The sequence below is a fragment of the Desulfothermobacter acidiphilus genome (assembly GCF_052073645.1).
Lineage (GTDB): Bacteria > Bacillota > Desulfotomaculia > Desulfotomaculales > Ammonificaceae > Desulfothermobacter > Desulfothermobacter acidiphilus.
Map to the genome: position 1 here is coordinate 881,446 of NZ_CM125440.1, position 24,776 is coordinate 906,221.

Sequence of the window (24,776 nt, forward strand, 5' to 3'; positions counted from 1 at the left end):
CTGTAGGAGTCTCGAGCCCCACTGTCCCCGGACCAGGACGAACTACCAAAGAAGATCGACGTTCCGGCTCAAAGCTTTGAGGGCTCTGGTTAATGACGTTACCGGACCCCGCAGAGCGGGAAGATTATCGAACACCTCACCCGATGTTTTCCTTAGCCTCTGCCTCTCTTCCTCGACAGCTGCCTTATCGATCTCTAGAGCCCTTAAGCCCTCCTTCCGTCGGGCTACATATTGCTCCCGCAAGGAAACACCATTCGCCTTCGCCACCCGCAACCGGGCCATCCGGTCTACCCCACGAGCACTCCAGGCCATCGGTCGGGATGATAACCGTGCCGAGAAGAGATGACTTACGTGCGCCTCCGCACTTACCCCCAACTCCGCCCCGGGATAAAGCCGGTAGGCCATTATCCCCTCCCAGTTCCGCCGGATGTAACGTCGGCAATCCCGTACCGCTTCCTTCCGCGCAGGACTCGCCGCAGCTTTGCCCGCCCGCCGCAAAATCGCCTGTACCTTTACCTCATCACCCTCCCATAAGGCCGCCCAAATCTCTCTATAACCATCACTATCACGCCCCAAAGCAGCCACCAGGTACTTGTCCAGGTGAAAAAGATCTAAGACAAAGACGCTCCTCGGTAGAAACTCCAGCCCTTTCTTTATCCACCTGTCTCCGTCACCGCAGAGGTAAATCCGCTCCACAGAAGATAATTCGTACTGCTCCTCGATGTAGCTCAACACCTCGAACCACAGCTCATCCGTATCTGAGTAAAGCCCTCCCAAGTAATAAGGCCGCTTGAGTCTGTATCTGTCTTTCCCCACCTTCTCTTTCCCCTCGTGGATGTAAACCAGCCGGGGTAAGTACTTCTTCCCGTCCTGACCTGCTACGTGGTCTTCATCCGCCTCCACATAAAGAACCTTCCCCCGGCGCTTCTCCCCAGGCGGCTCGGGCAGTTCTTCCAGTGTAAAGTTGTGAATCACCTTCTTCACCGCTTCGCCGCTTAGCACAACCTCCCGATTGCCTCTCCCTACCCTCTCGCCACTCTTCCGGTAGGAAAGATCTACCGCTTCTTCTAAGGCTTGTGCTTTAACCAGAGGATCAACCCGTGCGTGCGGCCCGTAACCTACCAACCGATCTATCAGGTGCACCCGCTCCCCAGTCTCTTTGTGCCGGTAATAGGTTCGCTTATAGTTGACCAGACCGAAAAGGGTAAGTACTTCTTTGGGATCGTTTCGCCGCTCTACCCGCCAGCCGGGCCGCTTTTCCCGGTGCTCCCGAAGATAGGCGTCTTTCGCCTCTAAAACTTCCCTCAAAACCTCCTGTCCCAGGTTATTAAGCTCCTGCCAGAGCTTCTCCTCGAAGCTTAAAAAGTCGGTCCCTTCCTCCAGAACCTTCAACGTTAGCTCCGCTACCCTCTGGAACTTCTCCCAAATCTGCTTTATAATCTGCATAGAGACCTCACCCTCCTGAGTGGTTGTTTAAGCAACTACTCGTCCGTTGCAAGGACGGTGAGGTCTCTCTTCTTTCTCCCCTTCCTTAGCTCCTGCAAAATTCCTACAGTAACTTTACACTAACTTTCCCGGGACGATGGTCTGGCCCGGTTGATGGAGCAAGTCTTAAATCAGATTCTCGAGGCTCAGGTTACAGAGCAGCTCAAAGCTAAACCATACGAGCGCACAGAGGAAAGACAAGCGTACCGCAACGGCCACCGGGAAAAGCCGCTTGTAACCCGGATCGGACGGCTTGTCCTGGAAGTGCCCCGGATCAGATCCGGCAAATTTTCTACGGAGATGTTTGAGCGTTACCAGCGGAGCGAGCAGGCATTGTTGCTGGCCCTGATGGAGATGGTGGTCAATGGAGTATCAACACGCAAGGTCAGGGCAGTGGTCGAGGAGCTATGCGGCACGGAATTTTCCAAGTCGACGGTATCTGAGCTCTGCAAACGACTTGACCCTTTGGTGAAGGCCTGGAATGAGCGAGATTTAAGCGAAAAGGAGTATCCCTTTATTCTGGTTGATGCTTTGGTCACAAAGGTGCGGAAAGGTGGGCGGGTGAGATCCCAGAGTGTGCTTATAGCTTGCGGGGTTAACCGGGATGGTTACCGGGAAGTTCTAGGGCTGATGATTGGGGACGGCGAATCTGAGGCTACCTGGTCTGAATTCTTCGACTGGTTAAAGAAGCGTGGGCTAAAGGGCGTTGACCTGGTGGTTTCGGACGACCACAAGGGGCTGGTAAACGCCATTATGATCCACTTTCAGGGGGCGAGTTGGCAGCGGTGCCAGACGCATTTTGTCCGCAACATTCTGGAAGCGTGTCCCAAGTCCTGGCAGAAGCAGCTTCATGCTCGCCTTAGACACATTTTTGAAGCGCCGGATATGGATACGGCAAGACTACTTCTGGAGGAGGTGGTGCAGGAGTTTGAGGCCGTAGCGCCTAGGGCAATAGAGAGACTTGAGGCTGGTTTTGAGGATGCCATGGCGGTTATGGCTTTGCCGGAGCCGGTTAGGCGGCGCTTGCGCACGACCAATGCCATGGAACGCCTGAACCGCGAAATTCGCCGGCGGGAGAGGGTAGTAGGAATTTTCCCCAATGAAGAAGCGGCGTTGAGACTGATTGGTGCGGTGCTCATGGAGATAGACGAGGAAAGGTCTACCGGCCACCGCTACCTGGACATGACGGAGTACTGGACATGGAGGCAGGAGCAAGAACGAACAGTTAAAGCCGAAACCAATAAGACCGGGAGAGGGGCGGCTTAACAAGGCTCTAATAAGCCTCAAAGGCTACCAGAGGGGATTTTACACACAAAATTGGACTTGACCTATGGGAAGAACCTTGGCAAGGCCCAAACTTGCCGTTCATCACCTCTCCCATGCTGCCTTTTACCCCAGCATAGCCCAGTTACTCTCCGGTGTAAATACCACAAAAGTAGTATTTTCCTCGGAGCCAATTGCGCTGCCGTTGCCGAGCTCTTACCCTCTAGTAGAAGGCTTTAGCTCGGCAGGGGCGCGCCGGCTTCGGCCAGGAGCTCCTCCACCTCCGCCCGGCCAAGCTCTATCTCCCCGGTGAAAGGGGGCTCTTTCCTCTCCGCCACCACGCGCGCCCTTTCCTTTTCTCGAGCTTTGCTGTACCTGATGGTCAGGGCGGCGGCCAGGCGCAGATCTTTTTCCTCCGGGTTCCCACGCACCAGGGTGCGCGGCCCGGGAATATCTTTCAAGCGCAGGAGAAAATCGGCCGGTTCCTGGAGGGCTAGCAGCCGGGCGTTTTCCTCCTCCTTCCGGGCCACCACGATCTGGACCCCGGGCAGGAAAAAGTGGCGCCCGTACTTTAAAAGCTCGAAGTCCTGCCGGGAAGGAGCAGAGCGCAGGCGCAAGAGTTCCTTTATCCGCCGGGCGTAGCCCGGATCGGTGAGCAGGCAGCCCCCGGCCGGTGTAGGGAACTCCTCTATCCCCAGCCGGCGGGCCAGCTCCAGCTGGGGCTTGCGCGAGCGCCCCTTAATGCCCAGAAGTTTTTCCCGCTTGACCCACCCCTCTTTTTCCGGAATGGTGGGAGGGAGAAGCAAAGCCGAAAGGGGGCGCAGCACATATCCCTCCAGCCCTGCCTCCCGGGCCACTATCTCCAGCGCCTGGCGGTTCTGGGACATGGGCCTTTCTCCCAGGACCTCTCCCGTGATGATGAAAGAAGCGCCCTCCTCTTTCATGAGCTCCCCCGCTTTGCGCAGCATGAGAGCGTGGCAGTCGATGCAGGGGTTGAAGTGCTTCCCGTAGCCGTGGCGGGGATTGAGCACAAGCGGGATGAGCTCTTCCGTTATGTCCACCACCCTCAAAGAGAGACCCAGCTTCTCGGCCATCTCTACGGCCCGCGAGGCGTCGAAAAAGGGAGAGGTGAAGGCCACTCCCACCACCTTTATGCCCTGAAGCTCGATGAGTTTCACCGCCAGGATGCTGTCGAGCCCGCCGGAAAAGAGAGCCAGCGCCTTCAAAGCTCCCCCGCCCCGCTTTCCCAATCGTGCTCGGTCCAAAGGACGAAGCCCCTAGCGCGCAGAAGCGCCGCCGCTACCCCGTCCCCCGGGCGCAGTTTTCCGGAGAAAGTTCCGTCGCAGATAAAGCCGCAGCCGCAGGAAGGGCTTCTGCTCTTGAGTATGGCCTTCTTTATCCCCAAAGTTTGAGCAATGGCCAGGAAGAGCTCCGCTCCCCGGCAGAAGTAGGCGGTGACATCTCTCCCCTCGCGGTCAAGAACCCTGGCTTTGCCTTGCCACACTGCGGAACCTGGGCCACCATAGATCTCCGCCGACACCCGGGGCACGGCCAGGCCTCCCAAACACTCCGGGCAGGCGGCCAAGGCTCTCCCCTCCTCCAGCAGGCGCCGCACGGAAGCCCTTTCCCGGGGCCGACCATCGTAGGCGCAGGGAAAGCCGGCCAGACAGGCGCTGACGATAAACTCTAACGGCAAATTTTCTCCCTCCGGGTATCTGATCTTCTTACACCAGTATAGCGCCCTTTTCAAGCCCGGGAGCGCAAGGTTAGCAATGTCACCTCCGGCGGGCAGAAGAGGCGCAGCGGCAGCACAGTAGTGCCTAGCCCGCAGTTGGTGTAAACCAGAGTTTCTGTTCCTGGCACTTGCTGCAGGCCGGAGGGGTATTCGCGCCCGAGGGGCGGGCGGTACAGGGCACCGATTCCCGGCAGTCTAATCTGCCCTCCGTGGCTGTGGCCGGAAAGCTGGAGCTGAATTCCCGCACGTGCCGCCTGAGGAGCAAAATCCGGAGTATGCACCAGAAGGATCTTAAAATCTTCGGGAGGAATGGAAGCCATGGCTCCGGGTAGATCGGGGTTGCCAACCAGTGGGTCGTCAAGACCAATGATCCACAGGCGCTGGCCACCTCTTCGCAGGCAAACGCTCCGGTTAACCAGGAGCTCTACTCCAGCAGCGGCAAAGGAGCGGGTTATCGCTCGCTGATCAAAGCAGTGATCGTGGTTGCCCAGAACGGCGTACACCGTTCTACAACTCATAGACAAATATCCCGTTGAGATACTGTCCGGTTGCTTCCTGCTTCGACGAGGAGGTGCTCGTAGACCGGTTTCCCGTTCCGCCGCAGAGCTCCTCTCCACAGGCGTCACTTCCCGCAGAACTTGCGGTAGGGCAGCTTACACGCCAGCTACCAGGGCGAATTTGAGCAGGTTCTTCGCCGCGTTTTCGTCCCGATCGTGGCGAGTGCCGCATACCGGACACGTCCACGCCCGGACGGAAAGCGGGAGTTCGGAAAGAACATGCCCGCAAACGGAGCACGTCTTCGAGGTCGGTTCAAAACGGTTCACCTTCACAAGCCGCACGCCCCAAAGCTTGGCTTTCGCTTCGAGAAGCACCCGGAAGGTGCCCCAGCCGACATCGGCGATGTGCCGGGCAAGGCGGTTGTTCTTTAGCATTCCCGCAACATTCAAATCCTCGATCGTGATCACCGGATGCGTCCGAACGAGCTCGGTCGTGAGTTTGTGGAGGAAGTCCAGCCGGATGTTTCGGACTCGGCGGTGGAGTTTGGCGACTTCAAGGCGCACCTTCTCGTAGTTCTTAGTGCGCTCGATGAGCCTTCCGTTCTTGTCTCGCACGCCCCGGCGGGAAAGACGCCGCTGAAGTCTTCTCAATCGACGAAGCGCTTCCCAAAACGGCTTAGGTGCCCCAACTTTCCGAACCGCTCCCCCTCCGTCCGCGATCGTGGCGAACGCTTCGAGACCAATATCAATCCCTGCCACTGATCCCTGCGGTGGAAGGAGTTCGGGGATCTCTTCTTCCACCGTGAGGCTCACAAACCACCGATTGGCTTCGCGGCTTACGGTGGCGTGAAAGATGCGCCCTTGGGGAAGATACATGCGAACGCGGTCGTTCTTCTTCTGGCGAACGGGCTTCTCTTTTAAACGCACAGCTCCGATCCGGGGGAGCACGATGTGCCGCGTTTTCCCGGGATAACGCCTATCGTTCCCGTCCAGAAGGAGCCGAATCGTGCCGGAACTGTTATCCAGCCTGAAACTGTCCCGCTGGTCGTGTTTGCGGCGGAACTTTGGATAGCCAACTTTTCTCCCAGCCCTTAGGCCGCGGAAGAAGTTTTTGAAGGCCTTCTCCAGGTCTCGGAGCGCTTCCTGCGGCGCCCACTTGGAGACTTCGTACATCCACGGGAAGTCCGTTTTCTTAAGACGGTTCAGTTCGCGGTGGAGTTCGACGGCGTTCGTACTGCGGCCTTCGTTCTCGTAGATTTTCTTCCACCGCGCAAGGCCCCAGTTGTAGGCAAAGCGGACAGCCCCGGCGTGCTTGGCAAGGAGAATCCTTTGCTCGGTGTTGGGATCGAGTTCGTACCGGTAGGCTCTACGGATCTTCACGTTGAAGCACCTCCAGCGCCTTTTTTGCCCGGCGTCTCGCAGAACGCTTGCCATAAAGACGAGCGGCCAGGGAGGTGAGCGCTTCGGTCATGTCGTGTACCAGGTCGTCGTCCACTTCTCTTTCTTCGACCACCAGAATGCGGCGTCCTTGCGCCCGAAGAGCGGCTTCGATAAATTCAAAGCCAAAGCGCGTGAGCCGGTCCTGGTGTTCCACGACGATCGTCGTCACGTTCGGGTCGGAAAGCAGTTTGAGGAGTTCCTTCCGCCTGCCGTTTAGACCGGACCCGATCTCCTTCACCGTCTTTCCGACCGAAAAGCCTCTGGCGTTCGCGAACTCCAGGAGCCTTACCACCTGCCTTTCCAGATCGGCCTTCTGGTCGGAAGACGACACCCGGGCGTAGATGGCAACGAGACCTTCTTTTACGGTTTCGGGTTCGTGAACTAGGATCGTCCCCGAAGGGGTGATTTCAAACGGCACGGGCATTTTGCCTTCTTTGACCCAGCGCCACGCTGTCTTGTAGGTGATCCCGTGCTTTTTTGCCCATTCACTGAGTTTCATGGGCATACTTTATCATAAAAGAGAACGAATATCAATCGTATCTTTAGCTGCGTGTGCGTCAAGAGTTAGTAGGTGAACTCGGAGAGGAAATTTCCTGGAATTTGAGACCACGCCGCCTCAATCCCGCCTCGACCAGGCTCAAGCTAGCTCAAAGCTAGGCCGGCTCAACTCCCGCAGCACATACTTCACCCACGGAGCCCCGGCAGAAGGTCCTTTCAGTGCCGGCAACCCTGCTCTAAGCCAGCTCCCTGCTTCCTCTACCTTCCGCTTCACCTCCACCTGCACCGCCTGGGCCAGATGCTCCTGCCCGGCCAGCCTTAACTCCCACCGAGAAGTGTACTTCTCTAGCTCCCCGTTGGACCGCGCCGACAAAACCCGCGCCATCCTGTCTGCTCCTGCCTCCGTCCAGCTCGCTCCTATCCTCTTCATCCGCCACCCTGCCCCGTGCCACACTTGCCCCTCTATGGTCCCCAACCGCTCAGTACCAGGAGAAGTAATTATCCCAGACCAGTTCTCTTTCAAATAGCGCCAAAGCCCCTCTATCCTCTTCTTCCTGACTCCCCGAACTCCCCTCACTGCTTTGTTCAGAACCTCTTCCACCCTCTCCCACTCCCTCGAAGCTATGGCCTGCTTGGCTTCGTTGTAAGTCTCCTCGTCGTGCCAAAATGCCTCTACGAGCCGCCGGTTCAAATGGTAAGGATCCAAAACGTGCACTGCCCCGGGGAAGTAATCTACCCCCTGCTTGGCCCACTCCGCCCCGTCGCTCCCAAGGTATATTTCCTTCACCTGGCCCATGTCCCACCGGCTCGCTACCCCAGAGTAAACTTCCTCCCACATCCTCTCCCCTTCGCCTACACCGCTCATTACCAGCTTGTCCTTTAAAGCCTTCCGTCCACCTCCAACTTCCTCTTTGCCCGTGTAAGCCACAAAGAGTCTTACCTCTTTCCTTTTCTCTTCGCTCCTCTGGAGTCTTATCACCATCCCGTCGGCCTCTATGTAAAGCCTGGAGGTCTTCTCTTTACCTCCGGGTGTCTCTCCCTTCTCAAAAACGGCTTCTCTCCTGGACTCTCCTTCCTGCCTGAGCGCTTCTCCTGCTTCCTGCACGGCCTGCCACACCGCCATGGGGCTGATCCCCGGAACAAGATAGCCTAGAATTTCTGCCGCTCGCCTGAAGGGCATGTCCACCCCTAGCTTCACCGCCATCTCTTTCAAGCGCGGTGTGCACCGGGATCTCTCCGACCAGCCCAAGGCCTGGTCAAGAAGAAACTTGGCTTCCCCCGTTTGCTTGTTCCGGTAAAGCCGCCTCTTTACTTTGAGTTCTCCAAAGCTGGTGACTAAGGTCCTTTCCCTGAACCCCACTACTTCCCAAACTCGCTTGTCCCTCGCGTTCATGAGGTGGGTGTCTATCTCTTGCAGAACCCAGGCGAAAATTCCGAGGGACATTTCTAAAGACCGCCTCTGCACTTCCTTCTCGAGTTGGTAAAAGTCGCGGCAACCGGTGATCAATTCGCTGATTTTTTCTCCAAAAAGAAGGATCTGGTCCACCAGAGGTTGAATATTTGAAATGGTTTGCATCGGACCTCGCTCCTCCTCGCTCCTTCTTTCAGTCCATGAAAGTTGTCTGTGAGGGGCGAGGTCTCCTCCTTCATGAACCTCCTCCGTCACCTACTGAAATTGTACGCTCTCTTCTTCCTGCAGGCTCTCGCAAAGCCGCCGGAGCTGGGCCAGTTCTTCTCCCACCTTCCTCTCAAGGAAGAAAAGGTCCCTTGCCCGCATCACGCCAGCTTCACCCCCCTCCCTTACCTCCTGGAGGAAGCCGGGGCTCAGTTCGTCCTCAAAGAGCACCTGCGCGGGAAAGGGGGAGACGATGTCCTCTACTTCCCCCTCGATGGCCCGCTTCCGGTGTTCCGGGTGCCTACCGCAGACCAGGAGGTCTATGTCCGACTGGGGCGGACTGTCCCCCGGGCCACCGAACCAAAGAGGTAGACTTCCACCCCGTACTTTCGCTTCAGCGATGCCGCCGCCTCCGAAGCTTTTTCGCGCATTGCACGGAGGCGCCTTTCCCTCTCCGCTTCCCTCTCCCGGACAAGCAGGCGTGCCCACTCTTCCCGCTCCGTCCCCAAAAGCTCCATACCGACCACCTACCATGCATCTCTTCGCTTTCTTTCTTCTCGAAATATGATATCAAAAATTCGCTACAACTCTGCAGCAGTGCCCGGGCCCGCGCGGGATCCCTGCCCAAAAGGAAGGCCCGGTGGGCCTGTGCCGGGCCGCCAAGGCGGGGCAGAAATCAGAGGAGCGCCCCTTTCGGCCCCCGGCTTGCCGGGTGCCGGAACTGCTCCGGTAGCTCCTCTCCCGCCACCTCGAGGTGCAGGCAAAGGCCTTCCCGCACCCTCTCCGCCACCAGCAGGGTTGTTAGCAGCTAATCAATTTGCTAGGCTTTCGTGGACAGAGGACAGAGCGCCGGAGCCTCTTTTCTGGTAGTTGACTGGCAGAGCAGCAGTCTTTAAACTTCTTGTTAGAAGCCGGCGTCCTATATGGTCGTCCGGCGGGGGTCAACCGTTCCGTTCCCGGGGAGCTCCTGGAGCCACTTCCTGGCAAAGAAGGGAGCAATGAACCTGCACCACTCAGGCTAAAACCGGAGCCTTGTCTGGTTTTGCCTAGCGTGGGAGGAACGGTGAACGGCCCCAAGTCTCCCTCCACGGAGGCCCCCTCCAGGGCGTCCAGGTACCGCTCCCGGTCTTCCTTCCTGATCACCGCCGGGGGTAGCTGTCGGACATCAGGGAGAAGTTCATCAAGAGCCGCGCCGTGCAGCCGTTGCTGTCGGCAAAGGAGTGTACGAAGGCCAGCCGCCAGTGGAGCCACGCCGCCAGCGCGACCGGGTGGTCTTTCACCCTCCGCGTGTTGTACTCTTCCACCATCTCCCGCACCAGGGCGGGCACGTCCCAGGCCAGCGGGAGCACGTGGTGGCTACCCGCAATTCGCACCCCGCCCTTCCGGTACCTCCCCGCCCCTTTCGGCAGGGTGGACTTCAGGACCAGCCGGTTGAGTTCCCGGACCAGCTCCTTGGAGAGCGGGAGCTCCTCCCGCACCGCCTCTTCCAGCTACTCTACGGCATTTCAGTGGCTCCCGACCTCCAGATGCTCCCGCAGCGTTTTTTCCCGCCCACGACGAGATCCTCCAGCAGCACCGTGCGGGGCGCCCTCTCCAGATTCCTGAACACAGCCCCGATGGTTGGCAACTTCCGCTAGTCTACCAGACAAAAGCCACGTGCTGTCACCTCTGTTAGTCTGCGTTTCATGTACAAGCCAAAAGAAAGCCGCATACCCCACCACCTCCTCCTTTAAAATGGCTTTAATAAAAACGGAAAGGTAGGGTTTTCCTTCTGCCTAAGTTTGATGTACTGGAAATTGGCAGGCAGGTCAACTTCAGGCGAAGGCGAAGCAAAACTCCGCCTCCGGTTCCAGGGAAGGAAAGGCGACCGCTATACTGCTGGCATTACCAGCGTTCAAATATCAGGATACTTTTCCCGCTCCACTTGAGATAGAACCCCGGTAGCCTGCCTTGCAAAACCTGCGGCCATGCAGCAGCAACCTGATCCTTGTACTGATTGCGCCAGACGACCACGCATCGCACGAAGAGACGGGGGTTGGCAACGGCAGCATCGAACTCATAGTTGTAAGGAAGAATGAAACGGGATGGTTTGCCGTCCAAGACCACCAAGGGATACAGCTGGCCATCGTCCAGGAGTATTTTACCGTCCACCCCTCTCAGCACGGCGGCAGCCTCGCGATACTCTTCAATAGGGGAAACAAATTCTTTCCCTAACAGGAACTTTCCAAAAACCTCTTCTTCAGCGGTAGGACTGCTCTGAATTACAAACCAGCTCCAGGCCAGGGATGCCAGTATAATGCAGGGTAGTAATTTTAATATTCTCTGTCGCTGAACTCTGTCGATGAAAAGGGCAGCTGAAAGCCCCAGCAAGGAATACTTGTATGTGGAGGGAACCAGGAGCCCAACGTACCCTTCGACCGTGAGTAACAAGAAGGGTGCAATGTAAATGAGAAAATAAGGACTAAGGAAAACTGCTCTCGCCTTTTTCTCTAGAAACGGCAGCATAAGGTAGTAAAACCCGACTAGTGGAAACGACTGCACTATTGTGTAAACAAGTGAAGCAACTATGCTCTTGGACACACTCAACGACTCGAGAGCAACTTCTTGCGTGGCCTGAAAGTAAGAGTAGGGGCTGTGCAGGAAGTACCACCCGTCCCCTGTAAATATCCAGTTCAGATAAACCCAAGCCCCCACGGAGAAAAACAACGGCAGGAAAGACACCAGGAGAAGGGAAAAGAACTTCTTGGGGTCCTTCAAGCGCACGAAGTAAACCATCAGCACCAGGTAATAAGGAAGAAGAACAATGCTTTCGTAGGCTGCCAAGAAGCAGAGCCCGTAAGCCAACCCGAAGGCAAAGATGTTATATGTGTACCCGGTCTCCAAATAACGTAGTAAAAAGTAGCTGCTCGCCACAAATAGAGCATAGAATACTGCGGTACCAGGTTTCTGACTGAAGAGAAACAAAGCGGGAGGATACAGAAGCAAAAAGGCAAAGATGCTCACCTTTGTCCCCAGATTTACATGCTTGCCTGCCAAGCGCATCCCCAGAAGGGTAACCACAGCTGCACCCGAAACACCTGCGGCGGCAATAGGGCCTCCAAACAGGAGGTTCAGGAGAAAGGGGAAGGGAGGGTAAACAAGGCCGATGTTTTCCAGCCGCGGCGGACTGCCTTTAAGGGCCAGCAGGACTTTCTCTGCATAAAAAAAGTTTTCCAGCGAGAAAAATCCCGCTCGGTCCGCCAGCAAACCGACGCCGGTATAAAGGCTAAATGTCAGCAGAAACAGCAGTGCTGCCAGGAAAAACTTTCTCGCCAACCGGCAGTCCCTCCTCTCTGGTAAGCCCGTGGACCGTTTTCTCCCAGTAGAAGGGCCTGGTGAAAAGTTGCCCTATTGCTTTCCACGCTGCAACGGCATGGAGGACCCAGTAGGCCGGATTGGCCAAGGCGTAAGGGGTAAGGTGGTAGTACCCGCGCTTGAAAACGGCCAGCATGTTGAGATAGATGGCCAAAAAGTTCCCCACCAGCAGGTTAAACAAGCTTATATAGAGAAGCGGTCCCGGGAAAAGCGGCTCAATTGCCACGCTTCTGGTCACCAGCCAGTAGATGAACATCAGCCAAAAGAAAGGAGACACGGCACTGGTAGCAACGCTCCCGCCGATAAAAACCTGTAGCGTCAGCCAGCCCCTAAAGCCCACCTTTCGTATAAAGGTGAACGGGTGCCGGTTGTGAACGAGAAAGGTCTGTAGGTAGCCTTTCTGCCAGCGCGAGCGCTGTCTGATCCAGTTCCGGACCCGGCTGTTTGCCTCTTCGTAGGTAGTGGAATTTAACACTCCCACTCTGTACCCCCGCCTGTAAGCGCGAATTCCCAGGTCGGCGTCCTCCGTCATGTTGAAGGGATCCCAGCCGCCAAGTTCCCGGAGTTTTTCTGTGCGGAAGTGATTGGAAGTGCCGCCGAGGGGTATAGGCAGGTTCAACCGGTCAAGCCCGGGTAGCAAGTAATCAAACCAGTACGAGTATTCCAGAGTGAACATCTTGGTAAGGAAGTTCTCGTCCCGGTTGTAGAAATTCAGCGCCGCTTGGAAGCAGATGTACTTGTCCGGGTACTTGCGAAAGGCCACAACCGCCTTTTTGAGTTGATCCGGCTCAGGAATATCCTCGGCATCGTAGATTGTCAGGTATTCTCCACGGGCCAAGGCCAACCCGAAATTGCACGCCTTGGGCTTGGTCTGGGGGAAACTCTTGGGCACCACAATGAAGCGCCAGTTGGCTGGCGGGCGGGCCTCTTTAGCTGCCCGCAAGGTTTCTTTATCTTCCTCCTCGAAAAGAAAAATCACATCCAGCCTGTCCTGCGGGTAGTCAAGGCGCTTCAGCCCTTCTACTAGGGTCCTCACCACCTCCGGCTCCTTGAAAACCGGAACCAGTACTGTATAGACCGGCAGGCCCTTCTCGTCAAGGGCACGCACCTCGTCCTCTGTTACCGCACCCTCCATCTCGAACTTGGCGCCGACCAGGCTCAGTACGAACTTGAACACAATGGAGGCCAGGAAGAAAACGTTTAAGCCACCGACAAGGAAAGCCAGTGCCCCGATGGGCTCCCTGGTCAGCCAGTAAAGGTATGCAACGGCGATCACATATCCGGCAAGTACCTGCCAGGGGACAAAAACCCTCATTGCTGACTCCTCGGGAGTCCGATAGAAAAGACCGGTCACCGCCTCCCCCAGTATCTCTTCCTTAAAACACTGCTCGACCAGCCAGGAAATATCCCGCTCACTGGCCAGCAATTTCTCGATCTTCGCCACCCCCGTTTTATCCCCTACAAGACGGTCCACATGCAGGCAGCGCGGGTCACTGGTCAGGACGATTACCTTTTCCCCTTCCCTGCGCAAGGGGAAAAAGAAGTACTTGAGCAGTACCTCTGGCTGGAAACGCCGTGCCAAATCCCAATCGGCCGCAGCAGCCAACTCCTGAAGTCCCCTGCCAATGTAGGGAATATTCAGCTGCTCAGCCAGAACCTCGTAAAGCTGCAGGTTGTTAACGTAGCCCTGGGCTACCAGAATTTGTCCCAGCAGGCCCCCTGACTTCCTTTGGAGTGCAAGGGCGTGCTCAAGCTGCTCGGGTGTAATAAGGCCACGCTCGAGGAGCAACCTACCCAGGAGTTGGTGCTCACCGGACAAGCCAAACACCCCTTAATGCCTGGCGGGGTAGCGAGCCAGACGAATGTAAACAAGATAAGCCAGCACGCTTAGAACAACCAGCAAGCCCACAAAGATAGGAACCCGGTACCGGTGGTAATAATACCACAGATCTTTCCCCTCTCCCTCAACCCGGGCCCGCATCTTTTTTCCTACGTCGAATCCCACCAGCTGATCGTTGCGGCAAAACGCCACGTTCCCGCGCAACCGCCTCAGGTTGTCCGGATTGACCAGCTGGCGAGCAAGAGCTTGCATTTCAGAAGTACCTTGCCCGTGAAAACTAAGGGCAACGGCAGGGATTTTACCAAACACATAGAAAACCTGCGCGATACCAAAAGGCTCGTCGGCCGCCGCCTCAAAAACCCGCTCCTGTGTCAGCGGGTTGTAGATGACAATCTTACCCCCACTAGCGTCTACCGGAGGATGGAACTCCTTCATTAGATCCGGCGGGAGGGCAAACAGTACCCACCCCTTTTCGACCTTTTTGAGAGCGCCCTCTATGTCCCGGCCGGTCGAAGCAAATGCGACCTGTACCTGAATAGGAACGCGGTCCATCTGCCTCACGGCAGCGAGCATATCCCCGGCAGCCAGAAGGTAGGGCGTCACGTCCTGCTCCGGAAGCACTACGTACGCACTGCCTATAAAACTACCCGGTATACTAGAGAAGGAGAGGTATTCATCTCTCCGGTGGCCGCTCACCTCAAGATAGGAGCGGTTGCAAAAGAGCCCCTCGAAAGGCATAGTCCCCCTTACACAATTGCCTACCTCCGGGTAATAGGAGTAGACCAACTCTAAAGTATTCTCCTGCCCGAGTGCGTAATCCGGAATGGGGACGCTGAGGCCGTTTATCTCCCCCTCCCTACCTAAGGGGAGTGCCTTAAGTAGGAACCCGTTGAGGTAAACTTTCAAGTACAGCCTATCCTTGTCGCTGGCTAAGGGAGTATATCGTCCGAAGAGTACCAGCCGCATGTTAGCAGGCCGACCACCTATATCGGACAAGGTAAAAGTATAAGTGGCTTTGAGGTCACCAATCCCCCGCACAATGACCGGGCTGTAGCCGAGGTTCTCAAAAGAGATTTTGACCGGTGTCTTCTCCGCCTCAGAAGCCCTTGCCACACCTATCCCTATTTCCTTCCCTAAGAGGAGGCTCCTATAAGATGAGATGAAGGCATCCGCCGCCCCCGGTCCCAGGTGAAGCACTCCCTTCTCGTCCAGGTATAGACTGTTACCGGAGTCCTCGATCACAATCGCAGGTCCAGCGGTAGGTGTCTCCCCGAAAGGTACCACCTTCACCGCCACACCCTTGTCGCGGAAGAACCGTCGCAAAAAAGCATAGGTCTTTAGATAGCAGGTGGCCGTTTCCGCCGAGATTGCCCTTGGTATCACGAGGTACACGCGGTCAAAAGAGCCACTTAAAAAGTCTGCAATGTTCCTGGGCTGTTGCGCAACACCCGCGAGGGTAACACTGGTGTCGTTATGTAGCACCACCCACAGGTTGCCGGTGGCGAGATCCCGGCAGATATTATCGGTTATAAAAATGTGCATGTGGACCTCGATTTTAAGCACACCGGGTACCGGTGGAGGCGTGATTCCAGCAAGCGGCACCTTCACAAATACCTCCCGCCCGGCATCACGCAGATCTCCCAGCAGGGCAGTATAAACCGGACTGTCGGCGACAAAAACTTTAATCGAAGAGTTAGGGTCTAAAACCGGCGAGAAGGTCAGGTGCAGGTTGATGGCACTTTTGCCAAAATCCATGCCAGGAGTTACCGGGACATAGAAGACAAAGGAAGGATCACTTCCTCCCAGTTGAATGTCGTGCGGGTACCCCAAACGTGTTAAGCTGAAAACTTGTACGCTCTCTTTGGTCTGCCCGGAAGCTTTCTCCGGGAAGGCTGGACTGAGCAGCACTGCAAAACAGAAAACAGCAAGGAAGAATGTTCCTGTGAAAATCCCTGCCTTTGCGAGTGTTTTTCCCTTCTCCGAAACCGACAACATGTCACCCCCTAACGCTTTTATGCCCCTCAGGTTAATCGGCGGCTCTCCCGAAGTCGTCTTCCAGGCGTTCGATGTCGTCCTCGCCCAGATACTCCCTATCTGGGTTTCGATGAGCTCCAGAACCACCTTGCCCGGGTTCTCCAGGCGGTGACTTAAACCCGCCGGGACGAAGACGCTTTCCCCCGGGCGCAAAAGCTTCTCCTCCCCCTCCACGGTTATGCGGGCCGTCCCCCGCACCACCACCCAGTGCTCGCTCCGGTGGTAGTGGCGCTGCAGGCTGAGTCTTTTCCCCGGCAGCACGGTGAGCCTCTTTACCTTGTACCTCTCCCCTTCCTCGAGCACCGTGTAGCTCCCCCAGGGACGGTAGGCGGTGCGGTGCACCACCGCCCGTTTGTCCTTCCGGCGGGCGAGTTCCGCATAAACCTTCTTGACCTCTTGCGCCCTGGGGCGGGGAGCCACAAGCAAGGCGTCGCCGGTATCAATAATAGCCAAGTCTTCTACCCCCACCAGGGCCGTCAACCGCTCAGAGATCACTAGATTCCCCCGGGCGTCGTGCAGGAGGCAAGTGGCGGCGACGCCCTGGGTTAGCACCGCGTTCCCCTCTTCACATTTGGGCAGGGCCTCGTAAACGGCGTCGAAGCTACCCAGGTCGTTCCAGTAGGTCTCCAGCGGAACTACCGCTACCCGGCCTGATTTCTCCACGATCGCGTACTCAACCGAGATTTCCGGCGCTTTGGCATAGGCCTCCTCGACACCGGAGGAAGAGGCAAAAACTTGCCATACTTCCGGAGCCAGAAGCTCGACTTCTTTAAAAAAGAGCTCGGTGTGGAAGACGAACATGCCGCTGTTCCAGTAGTACCCCTGAGCCACGTATTCCGCTGCCCTGGCGGCATCGGGCTTCTCTTTAAACTCCTCCACTTTAAAACCCAGCCCGAGGCCCTCCCCCGGTTTTATGTAGCCGTATCCGGTGTGGGGCTGGATGGGCTTTACGCCAAAGGTCACCAGATAGCCCGAAGCCAGCTCCTCCGCCGCCCGGAAGGACTTAAGCAGGCTTTCATCATAACGGAGGAGGTGGTCGGAAGGCAGCACTGCCACGGTAGCCTCCCTCCACCTCCTCTGTATCTCCCTCATCCCCAGCATATGGCCGGGAGGGTGTTCTTCCCCTCCGGCTCCAGGAGAAGGTTTTCTTCCGGCAGGCTGACCCCCAATTCGGCCAGGTCGTCCAGCACCCGGAAGCGGTACTTGCGGTTGGTGACGACAAAGATCTCTTCAGGGCTTGAGAGCTTGAGCGCCCGCAGAACGGCGTGCTGGAAAAGGGAGCGGTTATCGAAAAGCCGGATGAACTGCTTGGGCACGAGCTCGCGGCTTAAAGGCCAGAGCCTGGCTCCCTTTCCTCCCGCCAGGATCAGAACCTTCACTTTCTTCCTCCCGCGCTGGCTTCTGGTCTATAGCTATTTGTTTTCACCATCCGTTTCTTTTTTCCTGCCGAGGCTCAACATTTCTTAACCTTTCTCGATACACAGCTCTGCACCCTATTCTGCTTGTAAGAGAATTCGGCTCCCGCGTAAAAATCCTTTTTAGGTTTTTCCTCGAGATACTTTCGGGGAAACTTTACAAGATTGCATGGAGAGCGCTTCCTGAGCCCCTTTCCAAAGTGTAGACGACACATCTCCATACCTGCTCCTTTGCCCTCATTTCGACTCCCCCTCTAGCATCCCTAGCCTCTGGAGAATATCGACCACAAGGGACATGGTCCGTGAGTCCGGCATGCCGGAGGAGAGAAGGGGAGCGGGTTGGCCCACCCGGAAAAGTGGCCCTCCTTCTACCCCAACCTGGTGTAGCTTCCCGGCCTTAAAAAGCGGAAGGCTCCACCTCCAAGGAAGTGGGGCTTTTCCTGTTATTTACCAACTCTTCCTGAAAAAAGGTGTCAATCTCTTGTCAATCTGCACCCCTTACACCCGGCGTATAATCCTTGATTCCCAAGCACTCCGCGTACCCCGTAACAACTCCAATCTGAGCCCCACGCGGCCCCGGAAAGCCTGTTTTTACGGGGTTTTCCAGTCTAATAGCGACTTGTAGCTGAAGTCTTTATGGGCCCACCTCTTCATCCCTCCGTGTACGGAGTCCTGGGATGGGTGAGTCTCCCCGCGGCTTTTTTGGTGGCCATGGGAGAGCCCTTCTCGCTTCTCGCCATCCCCTGGGAGCGCGTGATTCTCATCCGTATGCCCCACCGGCTTGGTTACTGGACAGGAAAGATCGCCGCCTGGCTTCTGGCCGGTTGGCTGTACTGCCTCTTAGCCTTTGCCTTAGCGGCGGTAGTTGCCCTGGGCCTATCTCCCTCCTCCATCAGTAAAAATTTGCCCCCGTATCTTATCGTGGGTGATCGGTTCATTTCTGGCCCTGGCCTGCCGGTTCTTGCCTGGGTTTTTGTAGGAGTCTTGGTGACTAACTGGTGGTTCATGATCTCCCTATTCTTCCTCTCCCTGGCGCTCAAGCAACCGGGAATGGCCACCGTGTGGACCATATTGCTGAACACCTTCCTGGTCGCTCTCGCCGGCACCTCCCCCTTCGCCGCCCGTCTCTTGGGCCCCGTGGCGGGGCCGGTGCTCCTGGCTCAGGCGCTGGGGCCGGAGCTCGCCCCTTCTTCTTTCCTCGCCGCCGGGTGTCTCGCTTGCTCCTGGCTGGTCGCTGCGGGAGTGGCTGGCTACCTTGTTTTCCGGCGCCGTCTGTTTTAAAGAGCGGAAGGAGTTGGGCCGGTAGTCAAGGAATTTAAAAGCCCAAGACCTTTGCCGGAGGGGATAAAAAGGTGCTGCGGCTGCTTTTCTGCACGGCGATCGAGGGAGATGTCAAGGCTTTGAGCCTGGCGGCGCGGGAACTCGGGGAAAGGATACGGGTCCGGGCCTACACCCGGCGCGACCTGCAGCTCAAAGGGGAAAAGGAGCTCCTGGAGGAAGCGGCGGGAAGCCACTTCATCTTTTTTCACCTGATGGGCGGGCCGGAGTCCATGCCCCACTTCAAGGCGGTGGTGGAGCTCGCCCACCAGAAGGGCCTGCCCCTGCACGTCCAGCCCACCGCCGCCGAGGAGGACGAAAGCTTGAGACGGATCAGCACCATCGGGGGAGAGGAATACGATCTCGTCCGCCGCTACGTGAGCTACGGCGGGAAGGAGAACTTCAAGGCTTTACTCGAGTGGTGCTGCTGGAAAGCGGGGCTCGGCTCCGCTTTACCGCCTCCGCCCCGGCCCCTGCCCTGGGAGGGGATTTACCATCCGCGCCACGGTTCTTGCCTTGAGCCGGAGGCCTTTTGGGAAAAGGTGAGCCTGGAGAAGCCCCTTGTCGCCCTGCTCTTTTACCAGAGTTGGTGGGTGGCCGGTAATCTGGAATTCGTCGACGCCCTGGTGAAGGCGCTGGAGAAGAGAGGGGCAGAGGTCTTGCCCGTTTTTCTTTACGCCTCGGCCAACGCCGCTCTAGGCAGCCGGGGCATCGCCTGGGTGGTGGAAAATCTGCATTACCGTGGGGGCCGGCCGGCGGTGGACGCCGTCATCTCGGCCCTCATGTTCTCCCAGACCCAGCCCACCCCCACTTTTGCCCGCCCGGCGCCGGAGAACTTTTACCTCCGGCTGGGGGTGCCGGTGATCAAGGCCATAGCCGCCATCACCCCCAGAGAGCGTTGGGCGGCGAGCTCTCAAGGGCTGGAACCTCTGGACGTTATTATGAGCATGGCTTTGCCGGAGTTCGACGGGCAGCTGATCACCGTGCCTGTGGCCTTCCGGGAGGAGCTGGAGCGGGACCCGGTGACCGGGGGGACGCTGGTGCTCTACAAACCCGATCCGGAGCGGGTGGACAAGGTGGCAGCGCTGGCCTGCAACTGGGTTCGGCTCCGGCGCACTCCCCCGGCCGAGCGCAAGGTGGCGGTGATCCTGCACAACTACCCGCCGCGCAACGACCGGATCGGCTGCGCCTTCGGGCTCGACACCCCGGAAAGCCTCTACCGTCTCCTCTGCCGCCTGAAGGAGGCCGGCTACCGGGTGGAAAACCTCCCTCCCGACGCCTCCAGCCTTTTCCGGAGCCTCCTGGAAGGGTTGACCAACGACGCCAACTGGTCCCCGCCGGAAACCAGGAGAGAGCGGGCCGCCGCCCGCGTGCCCCTGGCGCGCCTGGAGAACTGGCTCGCTCCCCTCTCCCCTTCTGTGCGAAAAGAACTCGCCGCCAGCTGGGGAAGCCCGCCGGGAAAGGTCATGACTTGGAACCAAGAGACCCTGATACCGGGGCGCTTTTTCGGCCACATCTTCGTGGGACTGCAGCCTCCCCGGGGCTTTGAAACCCAGCTGGAAGCCGCCTACCACGACCCCGACCTCCCTCCCCCCTACCAGTATCTGGCCTTCTACCGCTGGCTGGAAGAGGACTTCGGGGCCCACGTGGTCTTGCACCTGGGCAAGCACGGCACGCTGGAGTGGCTGCCCGGCAAGGGAAGCGGCCTCTCCGCCTCCTGCTACCCGGACCTGGCGCTGGACCGACTTCCCAACGTCTACCCCTACATCGTGAACGACCCCGGGGAGGGGACGCAGGCCAAGCGCCGCTCCTGGGCCTGCATCGTGGACCACCTGGTGCCGGCCATGACCTCCGCCGGCAAATACGAGCACCTGGAGGCGCTGGAGACCCTCTGCCGGGAATACCAGGAAGCCCTGCACCTCGACCCGCCCCGGCTCCCCAGAATAAAGGAGGCCATCTGGGCCAAAGTGAAGGAAAGCCACCTGGACCGCGATCTGGAAGTCACCGGGGAAGACGAGCAAGACTTCGATTCCTTCCTGGAGCGCCTGCACGCTTACCTGCACGAGGTGGGAGATTCCCTGATCAGGGAGGGGCTGCACATCCTGGGGCAGCCGCCGGAAGGGGATAAGCTGGTGCACTTCCTGGGCGCTCTGTGCCGCCTGCCCCACGGGGAGCTCCCCGCCTTACGGGAGGCGGTGGCCGAGGCGCTGGGCTTTTCCTACCGGGAGCTGGAGGATAACCCCAGCCGCTGGTACCCGGAGCTCCGGACCACTGCTGCCGCCCTGCTCGACCGGGTGGAGGAGAAGACGGAGGAATGCTTGCGGTTGCTGGTGCAGGCCGGCTTCGACCCCGCCGCCTGCCCTGGGATCGTGGCGCAGGTGCTGGGCCGGGAAGAGGAGCAGCTCGTCCGGGTACTGGAGTTCGTGGCGCGGGAAGTTTGGCCCCGTCTGGAGGGAGTGCGGGAGGAAATCGAAGCTTGCCTCGCCGGCCTTTCCGGCCGCTACGTCCCGCCGGGGCCTTCGGGAGCTCCCACCCGGGGGCGGCTCGACGTCCTTCCCACGGGGAGAAACTTCTACTCGGTCGATCCCCAGGCTCTGCCCACCCGCGCGGCCTGGGAGGTGGGCAAGCAGCTGGCCGATCTCTTCCTGGCCCGCTACCTGGCCGAGCGCGGCGCTTACCCGGAGAACGTGGGCATGGTCATCTGGGCCACCAGCGAGATGCGTACCGGCGGGGAGAACATCGCCCAGGCGCTATACCTTATGGGGGTAAGGCCGGTGTGGGAGGAGGCCACCGGCCGGGTAAGGGGGCTGGAACTCATCCCCCGGGAGGAACTGAGGCGGCCGCGCCTCGACGTCACCCTGCGCGTCTCCGGCCTCTTCCGCGACACCTTCCTTAATATCATCCATCTGCTGGACGACGCCGTGCGCCGGGTGGCCGAGCAGGAAGAGGGAGACAACCTGCTGCGCCGGCACTTCTTGGCCGAGGTGAGCTCCGCCTTAGCCCGGGGTGTGAAGGAAGAGGAAGCGCGGGAGGAGGCCCTTTTCCGCATCTTCTCCGATCCGCCGGGCGCCTACGGGGCCGGGGTAAACCACGTGATCGACGAGAGCAACTGGAAGGACGCTCAAGACTTAGCTCAAGTTTACCTTACCTGGGGAGGGTACGCTTACGGGCGCCGCTTTTACGCTAGGGAGGCTAAAGAAGCCTTCGCCCGGCGCCTGGCCCGGCTCGAGGCCACCATCAAAAACGAGGACAGCCGGGAAATCGACATCTTCGACGACGACTGCTTCTACGCCTATCACGGGGGGATGATCGCCGCCGCCCGCTCCCTGGGGGCCAACCCCATGAGCTTCGTGGGCGACTCCTCCGACCCCCTCAAGGTGAAGGTCCGCACTCTGCTGGAGGAAAGCAGGAGGCTTTTCCGGGCCCGGGTGCTCAACCCCAAGTACATCAGGGGAATGCAGGAGCACGGGTTCAAGGGAGCGGGGGATCTCTCCCGCATGGTGGACTACATCTTCGGCTGGAGTGCCACTGCCCAGGCGATCGAGGACTGGATGTACGAGGGGCTGGCCGAAAAGTACGTCCTCGATCCGGAGGTGGCCGGGTGGATGAAAGAGGTCAATCCCTGGGCGCTGCATAACATCCTGGCCAAACTTCTGGAAGCCATAAGCCGAGGGCTCTGGCGGCCAGCGCCGGAGCTGGAGGAAAAGCTCAAGAACCTCTACCTGGAGGTGGAGGGGCTGCTGGAAGAGAGGTCCTAGGGCTTGCGGGCCGTGACCAGGTACCGGTCGGGCCGGTTGACGAGCTCAACCTCCACGAAACCGGCCTCGCGAAAGAGGCGGCGCATCTCCTCTTCTTCGGGCAGGAGATGATCCTGCACCACCCCTCCCAGGGAGCGGTGAAGTTCGTTGATCGCCTCCCGGCTCATGGTGTGGCAGACCACCGCCCGGCCGCCCGGCTTCAAAATCCGGAAGATCTCCCGCACCGCCCGGGCCTGGTCTTCGAAGTGGGGGAAGCAGGAGTTGCAGATGACCTCGTCAAAGGTTCCGTCCGGAAAGGGAGCGCAGGCTATGTCCCCCTGCACGTACTCCACCCCTTCTTCCCCGTACTTGGCCTTCGCGATGGCCAGCATTTTCTCGGCCAGGTCGAAAGCCACCACCTTTCCCTCCGGCCCCACTGCCTCCAGCAGGAGAGGGATCAGGATTCCCGTGCCGCAGCCCACATCCAGCACCCGGCTGCCGGGCTTAATCCCGAGCTCCTTGATTATTTGAGCCAGCCGCTCCCTGGTTTCCGGCCGGATCTTCTCATCCCAGCCTTCGGCCTTCTCTTCAAAGTATTGCCTGGTCGCCTCGTCCACGGAACTCCCTCCTCCACTGTTTGACCTTGCGTTTGGGTGAAAAAAGACTGCAGAGGATGAAAATAGCCACCGAGACCAGCACGATGGTGGCCCCGCTGGGAAGGTTAAAAAGATAAGAAAGGGCCAGCCCCGCCCAGCAGGAGACGACTCCGAAAAGCCCGGCCAGGAAGAACATGCGCTTGAGGTTATAGGTGAGCTGATAGGCGGCCGCGGCCGGGTTGAGAATGAGATTGTAAACCAGAAGGCCACCGATACTGGGCAGGGAGGCGGTGATGGCCGTCCCGGTCAAGAAGAGCAAGCCGTAGAAAATGATATTGGCGGGGATGCCCACGGCCAAGGCGATCTCCCGGTGGAAGATCACCGCCTGGATTTCCTTGAAAAAAAGCAGCACCGGAAGCAGGATGAGGACGGCCACGCCCGCCAGCAAAACGACACCGGAAGTGGTCACCGTGAGGATGCTGCCCCACAGGAGCTCCAGGGCCTGGGTCTTGGGCCCGGGGAGCAGGCCCATGAAAAGGAAGGCCAGGCCCATGGTGGCGGAAAAGACGATGCCTATGGGGGTGTCGGGGTTGAACTCGCCCCGGTCGGCCAGGGGCCCGATGACCGCCGCTGCTGCCAGGCTGAAGAGCAAGGAACCCAGCTGCGGGTTAAAGCCCAGCAGAGCACCGCAGAGCGCCCCGGCAAAGGCGGCGTGGGCGATGGCCACCCCGATGAAGGAAAGGCTCATGGTGACCACAAACACCCCGATTAAGGAGCAGGCTATTCCTCCCAGCAACCCGGCCAGGAGAGCGTACTGCATAAAGCGGCAGCCCAATATGGAGAAGTCCAGAGAAAATCCCTCCCCCACCTACTTTTTGCGCGCCACGATGATCCTGGAATCCAGCGCATCGCCAATTTTCCCCAGCGGCGGCCCGGCGAAAGCCTCGGCCTCCATTATCTTCTCCACCGCGAAGAGCTCCCCCAGCCGCTCCAGATAGTCCTCATAGCTGAGATCACTGGTGAAGCTGTAAACCCGCCCGGCCTTCTTAACCCGGGCCAAAGCGGTGAGACTCCACTCCAGATCCAGAAGCGCGCTTTTGGAAGCCTCTGCTCGGGCATAAAAGCAGTGCTTGCTCACGAACAAACCCCCGGGGTTAAGGCTGGCGTGTATTTTGGGAAGGAGCTCCGGCTTTTTTCCCCCAGGATTGTAGGCGAAAAAGACGATATCGTACCCCTTCCCCAACTCGTCCTGCCAGAAGTCGCCTCCAATGAACTCGAGCTTCACCCCGTGATCAGAAGCGTAGCGGGCAGTGTGGATAAGCACGGCTGGCAGATCGAAAACGCAGACCTCGAGCTCCGGGCGGAGCTTGGCGAAGGCCACGGCGCAAAGCCCGTGCCCTCCTCCCAGGTCTAGAAGCTTTTTTGCCTGCCAGAAATCCGGGAACTCCGCCACCACCCGCACGGTGCGCTGCAGCTCTCCGCACAAAGCCTCGGCCGCCAAGGCGTGAATGTGATCCTCGCCAAAAAAGGCCTCCTCCGTCACCGGCAGCGGCCCTTCACGCGCCCTCTCCGCCAGCCCCTCCCAGAGCCTGAAGGTTCTCTCCAGGGTCTGCAAGACCCTTTTTTGCAACCGGGGCGCGTCGGAGCGCAGATAAAGCTCGCCCAGCGCTCCTGCGTGGTAAAGCTCGCCTTCTTGCTCCAGCAGGCCGAGTTCGGCCAGGTAGCGGCAGAGATTGGCCGTGATCACCGGGTCAAGCCCGGCCGCCCGCGCCACCTCCTCCGCCCTCCGAGGACTGATTAAGTGATCGAAAAGTTTGAGTTCCAGGGCCGCCTTCAGGGCGCAGAAGCTTTTGTAGCCGACCGAGCTCCGGTACAGGAACCGGTAGAGAGGGGCCACCGGCACCGGCGGGAGCTCCGGCCAAAACTTAGGCTTATCCTCCATATTTCCTC

General features: G+C 58.6%; 19 protein-coding genes. 3 read left to right on the forward strand and 16 right to left on the reverse strand.

Translation table 11 applies throughout. The features are described 5' to 3' along the window. Nucleotides 1-42: 42 nt before the first annotated feature. Nucleotides 43-1,446, reverse strand: coding sequence for an ISLre2 family transposase (locus ACTLLP_RS04515; protein ID WP_441061241.1), 1,404 nt, complete (start codon nt 1,444-1,446; stop codon nt 43-45). A 141-nt stretch (nt 1,447-1,587) separates the two neighbouring features. Between ACTLLP_RS04515 and ACTLLP_RS04520 the strand changes: the two genes are divergently transcribed. Beyond that, complete coding sequence (locus ACTLLP_RS04520) at nt 1,588-2,751, forward strand: IS256 family transposase (protein ID WP_441061636.1); 1,164 nt, start codon at nt 1,588-1,590, stop codon at nt 2,749-2,751. A 233-nt stretch (nt 2,752-2,984) separates the two neighbouring features. On the opposite strand, the gene ACTLLP_RS04525 is transcribed toward ACTLLP_RS04520, so the two are convergent. The 12 genes from ACTLLP_RS04525 to ACTLLP_RS04580 form a co-directional block, all read right to left on the reverse strand. Continuing rightward, entirely contained in the window at nt 2,985-3,974 is a 990-nt protein-coding gene (locus tag ACTLLP_RS04525) for a tRNA 4-thiouridine(8) synthase ThiI (RefSeq protein WP_441061244.1), read from the reverse strand. After that, entirely contained in the window at nt 3,971-4,444 is a 474-nt protein-coding gene (locus tag ACTLLP_RS04530) for a 2-thiouracil desulfurase family protein (protein WP_441061247.1), read from the reverse strand. Before ACTLLP_RS04530 ends, ACTLLP_RS04525 begins: the two co-directional genes overlap by 4 nt. Nucleotides 4,445-4,494: 50 nt before the next feature. Beyond that, nucleotides 4,495-5,001: a metallophosphoesterase gene (locus tag ACTLLP_RS04535; RefSeq protein WP_441061250.1), complete on the reverse strand. Its 507-nt coding sequence runs from the start codon at nt 4,999-5,001 to the stop codon at nt 4,495-4,497. A gap of 135 nt (nt 5,002-5,136) precedes the next feature. After that, entirely contained in the window at nt 5,137-6,360 is a 1,224-nt protein-coding gene (locus ACTLLP_RS04540) for an RNA-guided endonuclease InsQ/TnpB family protein (RefSeq protein WP_441058453.1), read from the reverse strand. After that, entirely contained in the window at nt 6,347-6,919 is a 573-nt protein-coding gene (locus ACTLLP_RS04545; RefSeq protein ID WP_441061169.1) for an IS607 family transposase, read from the reverse strand. The genes ACTLLP_RS04540 and ACTLLP_RS04545 overlap by 14 nt, the downstream gene beginning before the upstream one ends. A 138-nt stretch (nt 6,920-7,057) precedes the next feature. Beyond that, a complete protein-coding gene (locus ACTLLP_RS04550) occupies nt 7,058-8,485 on the reverse strand; it encodes an ISLre2 family transposase (RefSeq protein WP_441061639.1) in 1,428 nt (475 codons plus the stop codon). A gap of 99 nt (nt 8,486-8,584) precedes the next feature. Then, entirely contained in the window at nt 8,585-9,067 is a 483-nt protein-coding gene (locus tag ACTLLP_RS04555) for a hypothetical protein (protein WP_441061253.1), read from the reverse strand. Nucleotides 9,068-9,672: 605 nt separating this feature from the next. Then, a complete protein-coding gene (locus tag ACTLLP_RS04560) occupies nt 9,673-10,011 on the reverse strand; it encodes a Fic family protein (protein ID WP_441061256.1) in 339 nt (112 codons plus the stop codon). Between the two features lie 406 nt (nt 10,012-10,417). Further along, a complete protein-coding gene (locus tag ACTLLP_RS04565) occupies nt 10,418-11,848 on the reverse strand; it encodes a glycosyltransferase family protein (protein WP_441061258.1) in 1,431 nt (476 codons plus the stop codon). Continuing rightward, nucleotides 11,799-13,706, reverse strand: coding sequence for a glycosyltransferase (locus tag ACTLLP_RS04570; RefSeq protein WP_441061261.1), 1,908 nt, complete (start codon nt 13,704-13,706; stop codon nt 11,799-11,801). Before ACTLLP_RS04570 ends, ACTLLP_RS04565 begins: the two co-directional genes overlap by 50 nt. Before the next feature lie 12 nt (nt 13,707-13,718). Then, nucleotides 13,719-16,817, reverse strand: coding sequence for a sugar phosphate nucleotidyltransferase (locus ACTLLP_RS04575; RefSeq protein ID WP_441061263.1), 3,099 nt, complete (start codon nt 16,815-16,817; stop codon nt 13,719-13,721). 32 nt (nt 16,818-16,849) lie between these two features. Further along, on the reverse strand, nt 16,850-17,140 hold the full coding sequence (locus ACTLLP_RS04580; protein ID WP_441061265.1) for a sugar phosphate nucleotidyltransferase: 291 nt from the start codon (nt 17,138-17,140) through the stop codon (nt 16,850-16,852). Between the two features lie 717 nt (nt 17,141-17,857). Between ACTLLP_RS04580 and ACTLLP_RS04585 the strand changes: the two genes are divergently transcribed. Both ACTLLP_RS04585 and cobN read left to right on the forward strand, forming a co-directional pair. Continuing rightward, nucleotides 17,858-18,457: a hypothetical protein gene (locus tag ACTLLP_RS04585; RefSeq protein WP_441061268.1), complete on the forward strand. Its 600-nt coding sequence runs from the start codon at nt 17,858-17,860 to the stop codon at nt 18,455-18,457. 71 nt (nt 18,458-18,528) lie between these two features. Next, nucleotides 18,529-22,251, forward strand: coding sequence for a cobaltochelatase subunit CobN (cobN, locus tag ACTLLP_RS04590; protein WP_441061271.1), 3,723 nt, complete (start codon nt 18,529-18,531; stop codon nt 22,249-22,251). Here cobN and ACTLLP_RS04595 read toward each other — a convergent pair. Genes ACTLLP_RS04595 through ACTLLP_RS04605 form a run of 3 tightly spaced genes read right to left on the reverse strand, consistent with a single transcriptional unit; the run spans nt 22,248 to nt 24,768 of the window. Continuing rightward, entirely contained in the window at nt 22,248-22,847 is a 600-nt protein-coding gene (locus ACTLLP_RS04595; protein WP_441061273.1) for a class I SAM-dependent methyltransferase, read from the reverse strand. The genes cobN and ACTLLP_RS04595 overlap by 4 nt on opposite strands. Next, nucleotides 22,819-23,694, reverse strand: coding sequence for a metal ABC transporter permease (locus tag ACTLLP_RS04600; protein ID WP_441061276.1), 876 nt, complete (start codon nt 23,692-23,694; stop codon nt 22,819-22,821). Before ACTLLP_RS04600 ends, ACTLLP_RS04595 begins: the two co-directional genes overlap by 29 nt. Beyond that, nucleotides 23,695-24,768, reverse strand: coding sequence for a methyltransferase (locus ACTLLP_RS04605; RefSeq protein ID WP_441061279.1), 1,074 nt, complete (start codon nt 24,766-24,768; stop codon nt 23,695-23,697). It lies immediately after the preceding gene. Nucleotides 24,769-24,776: the final 8 nt, after the last annotated feature.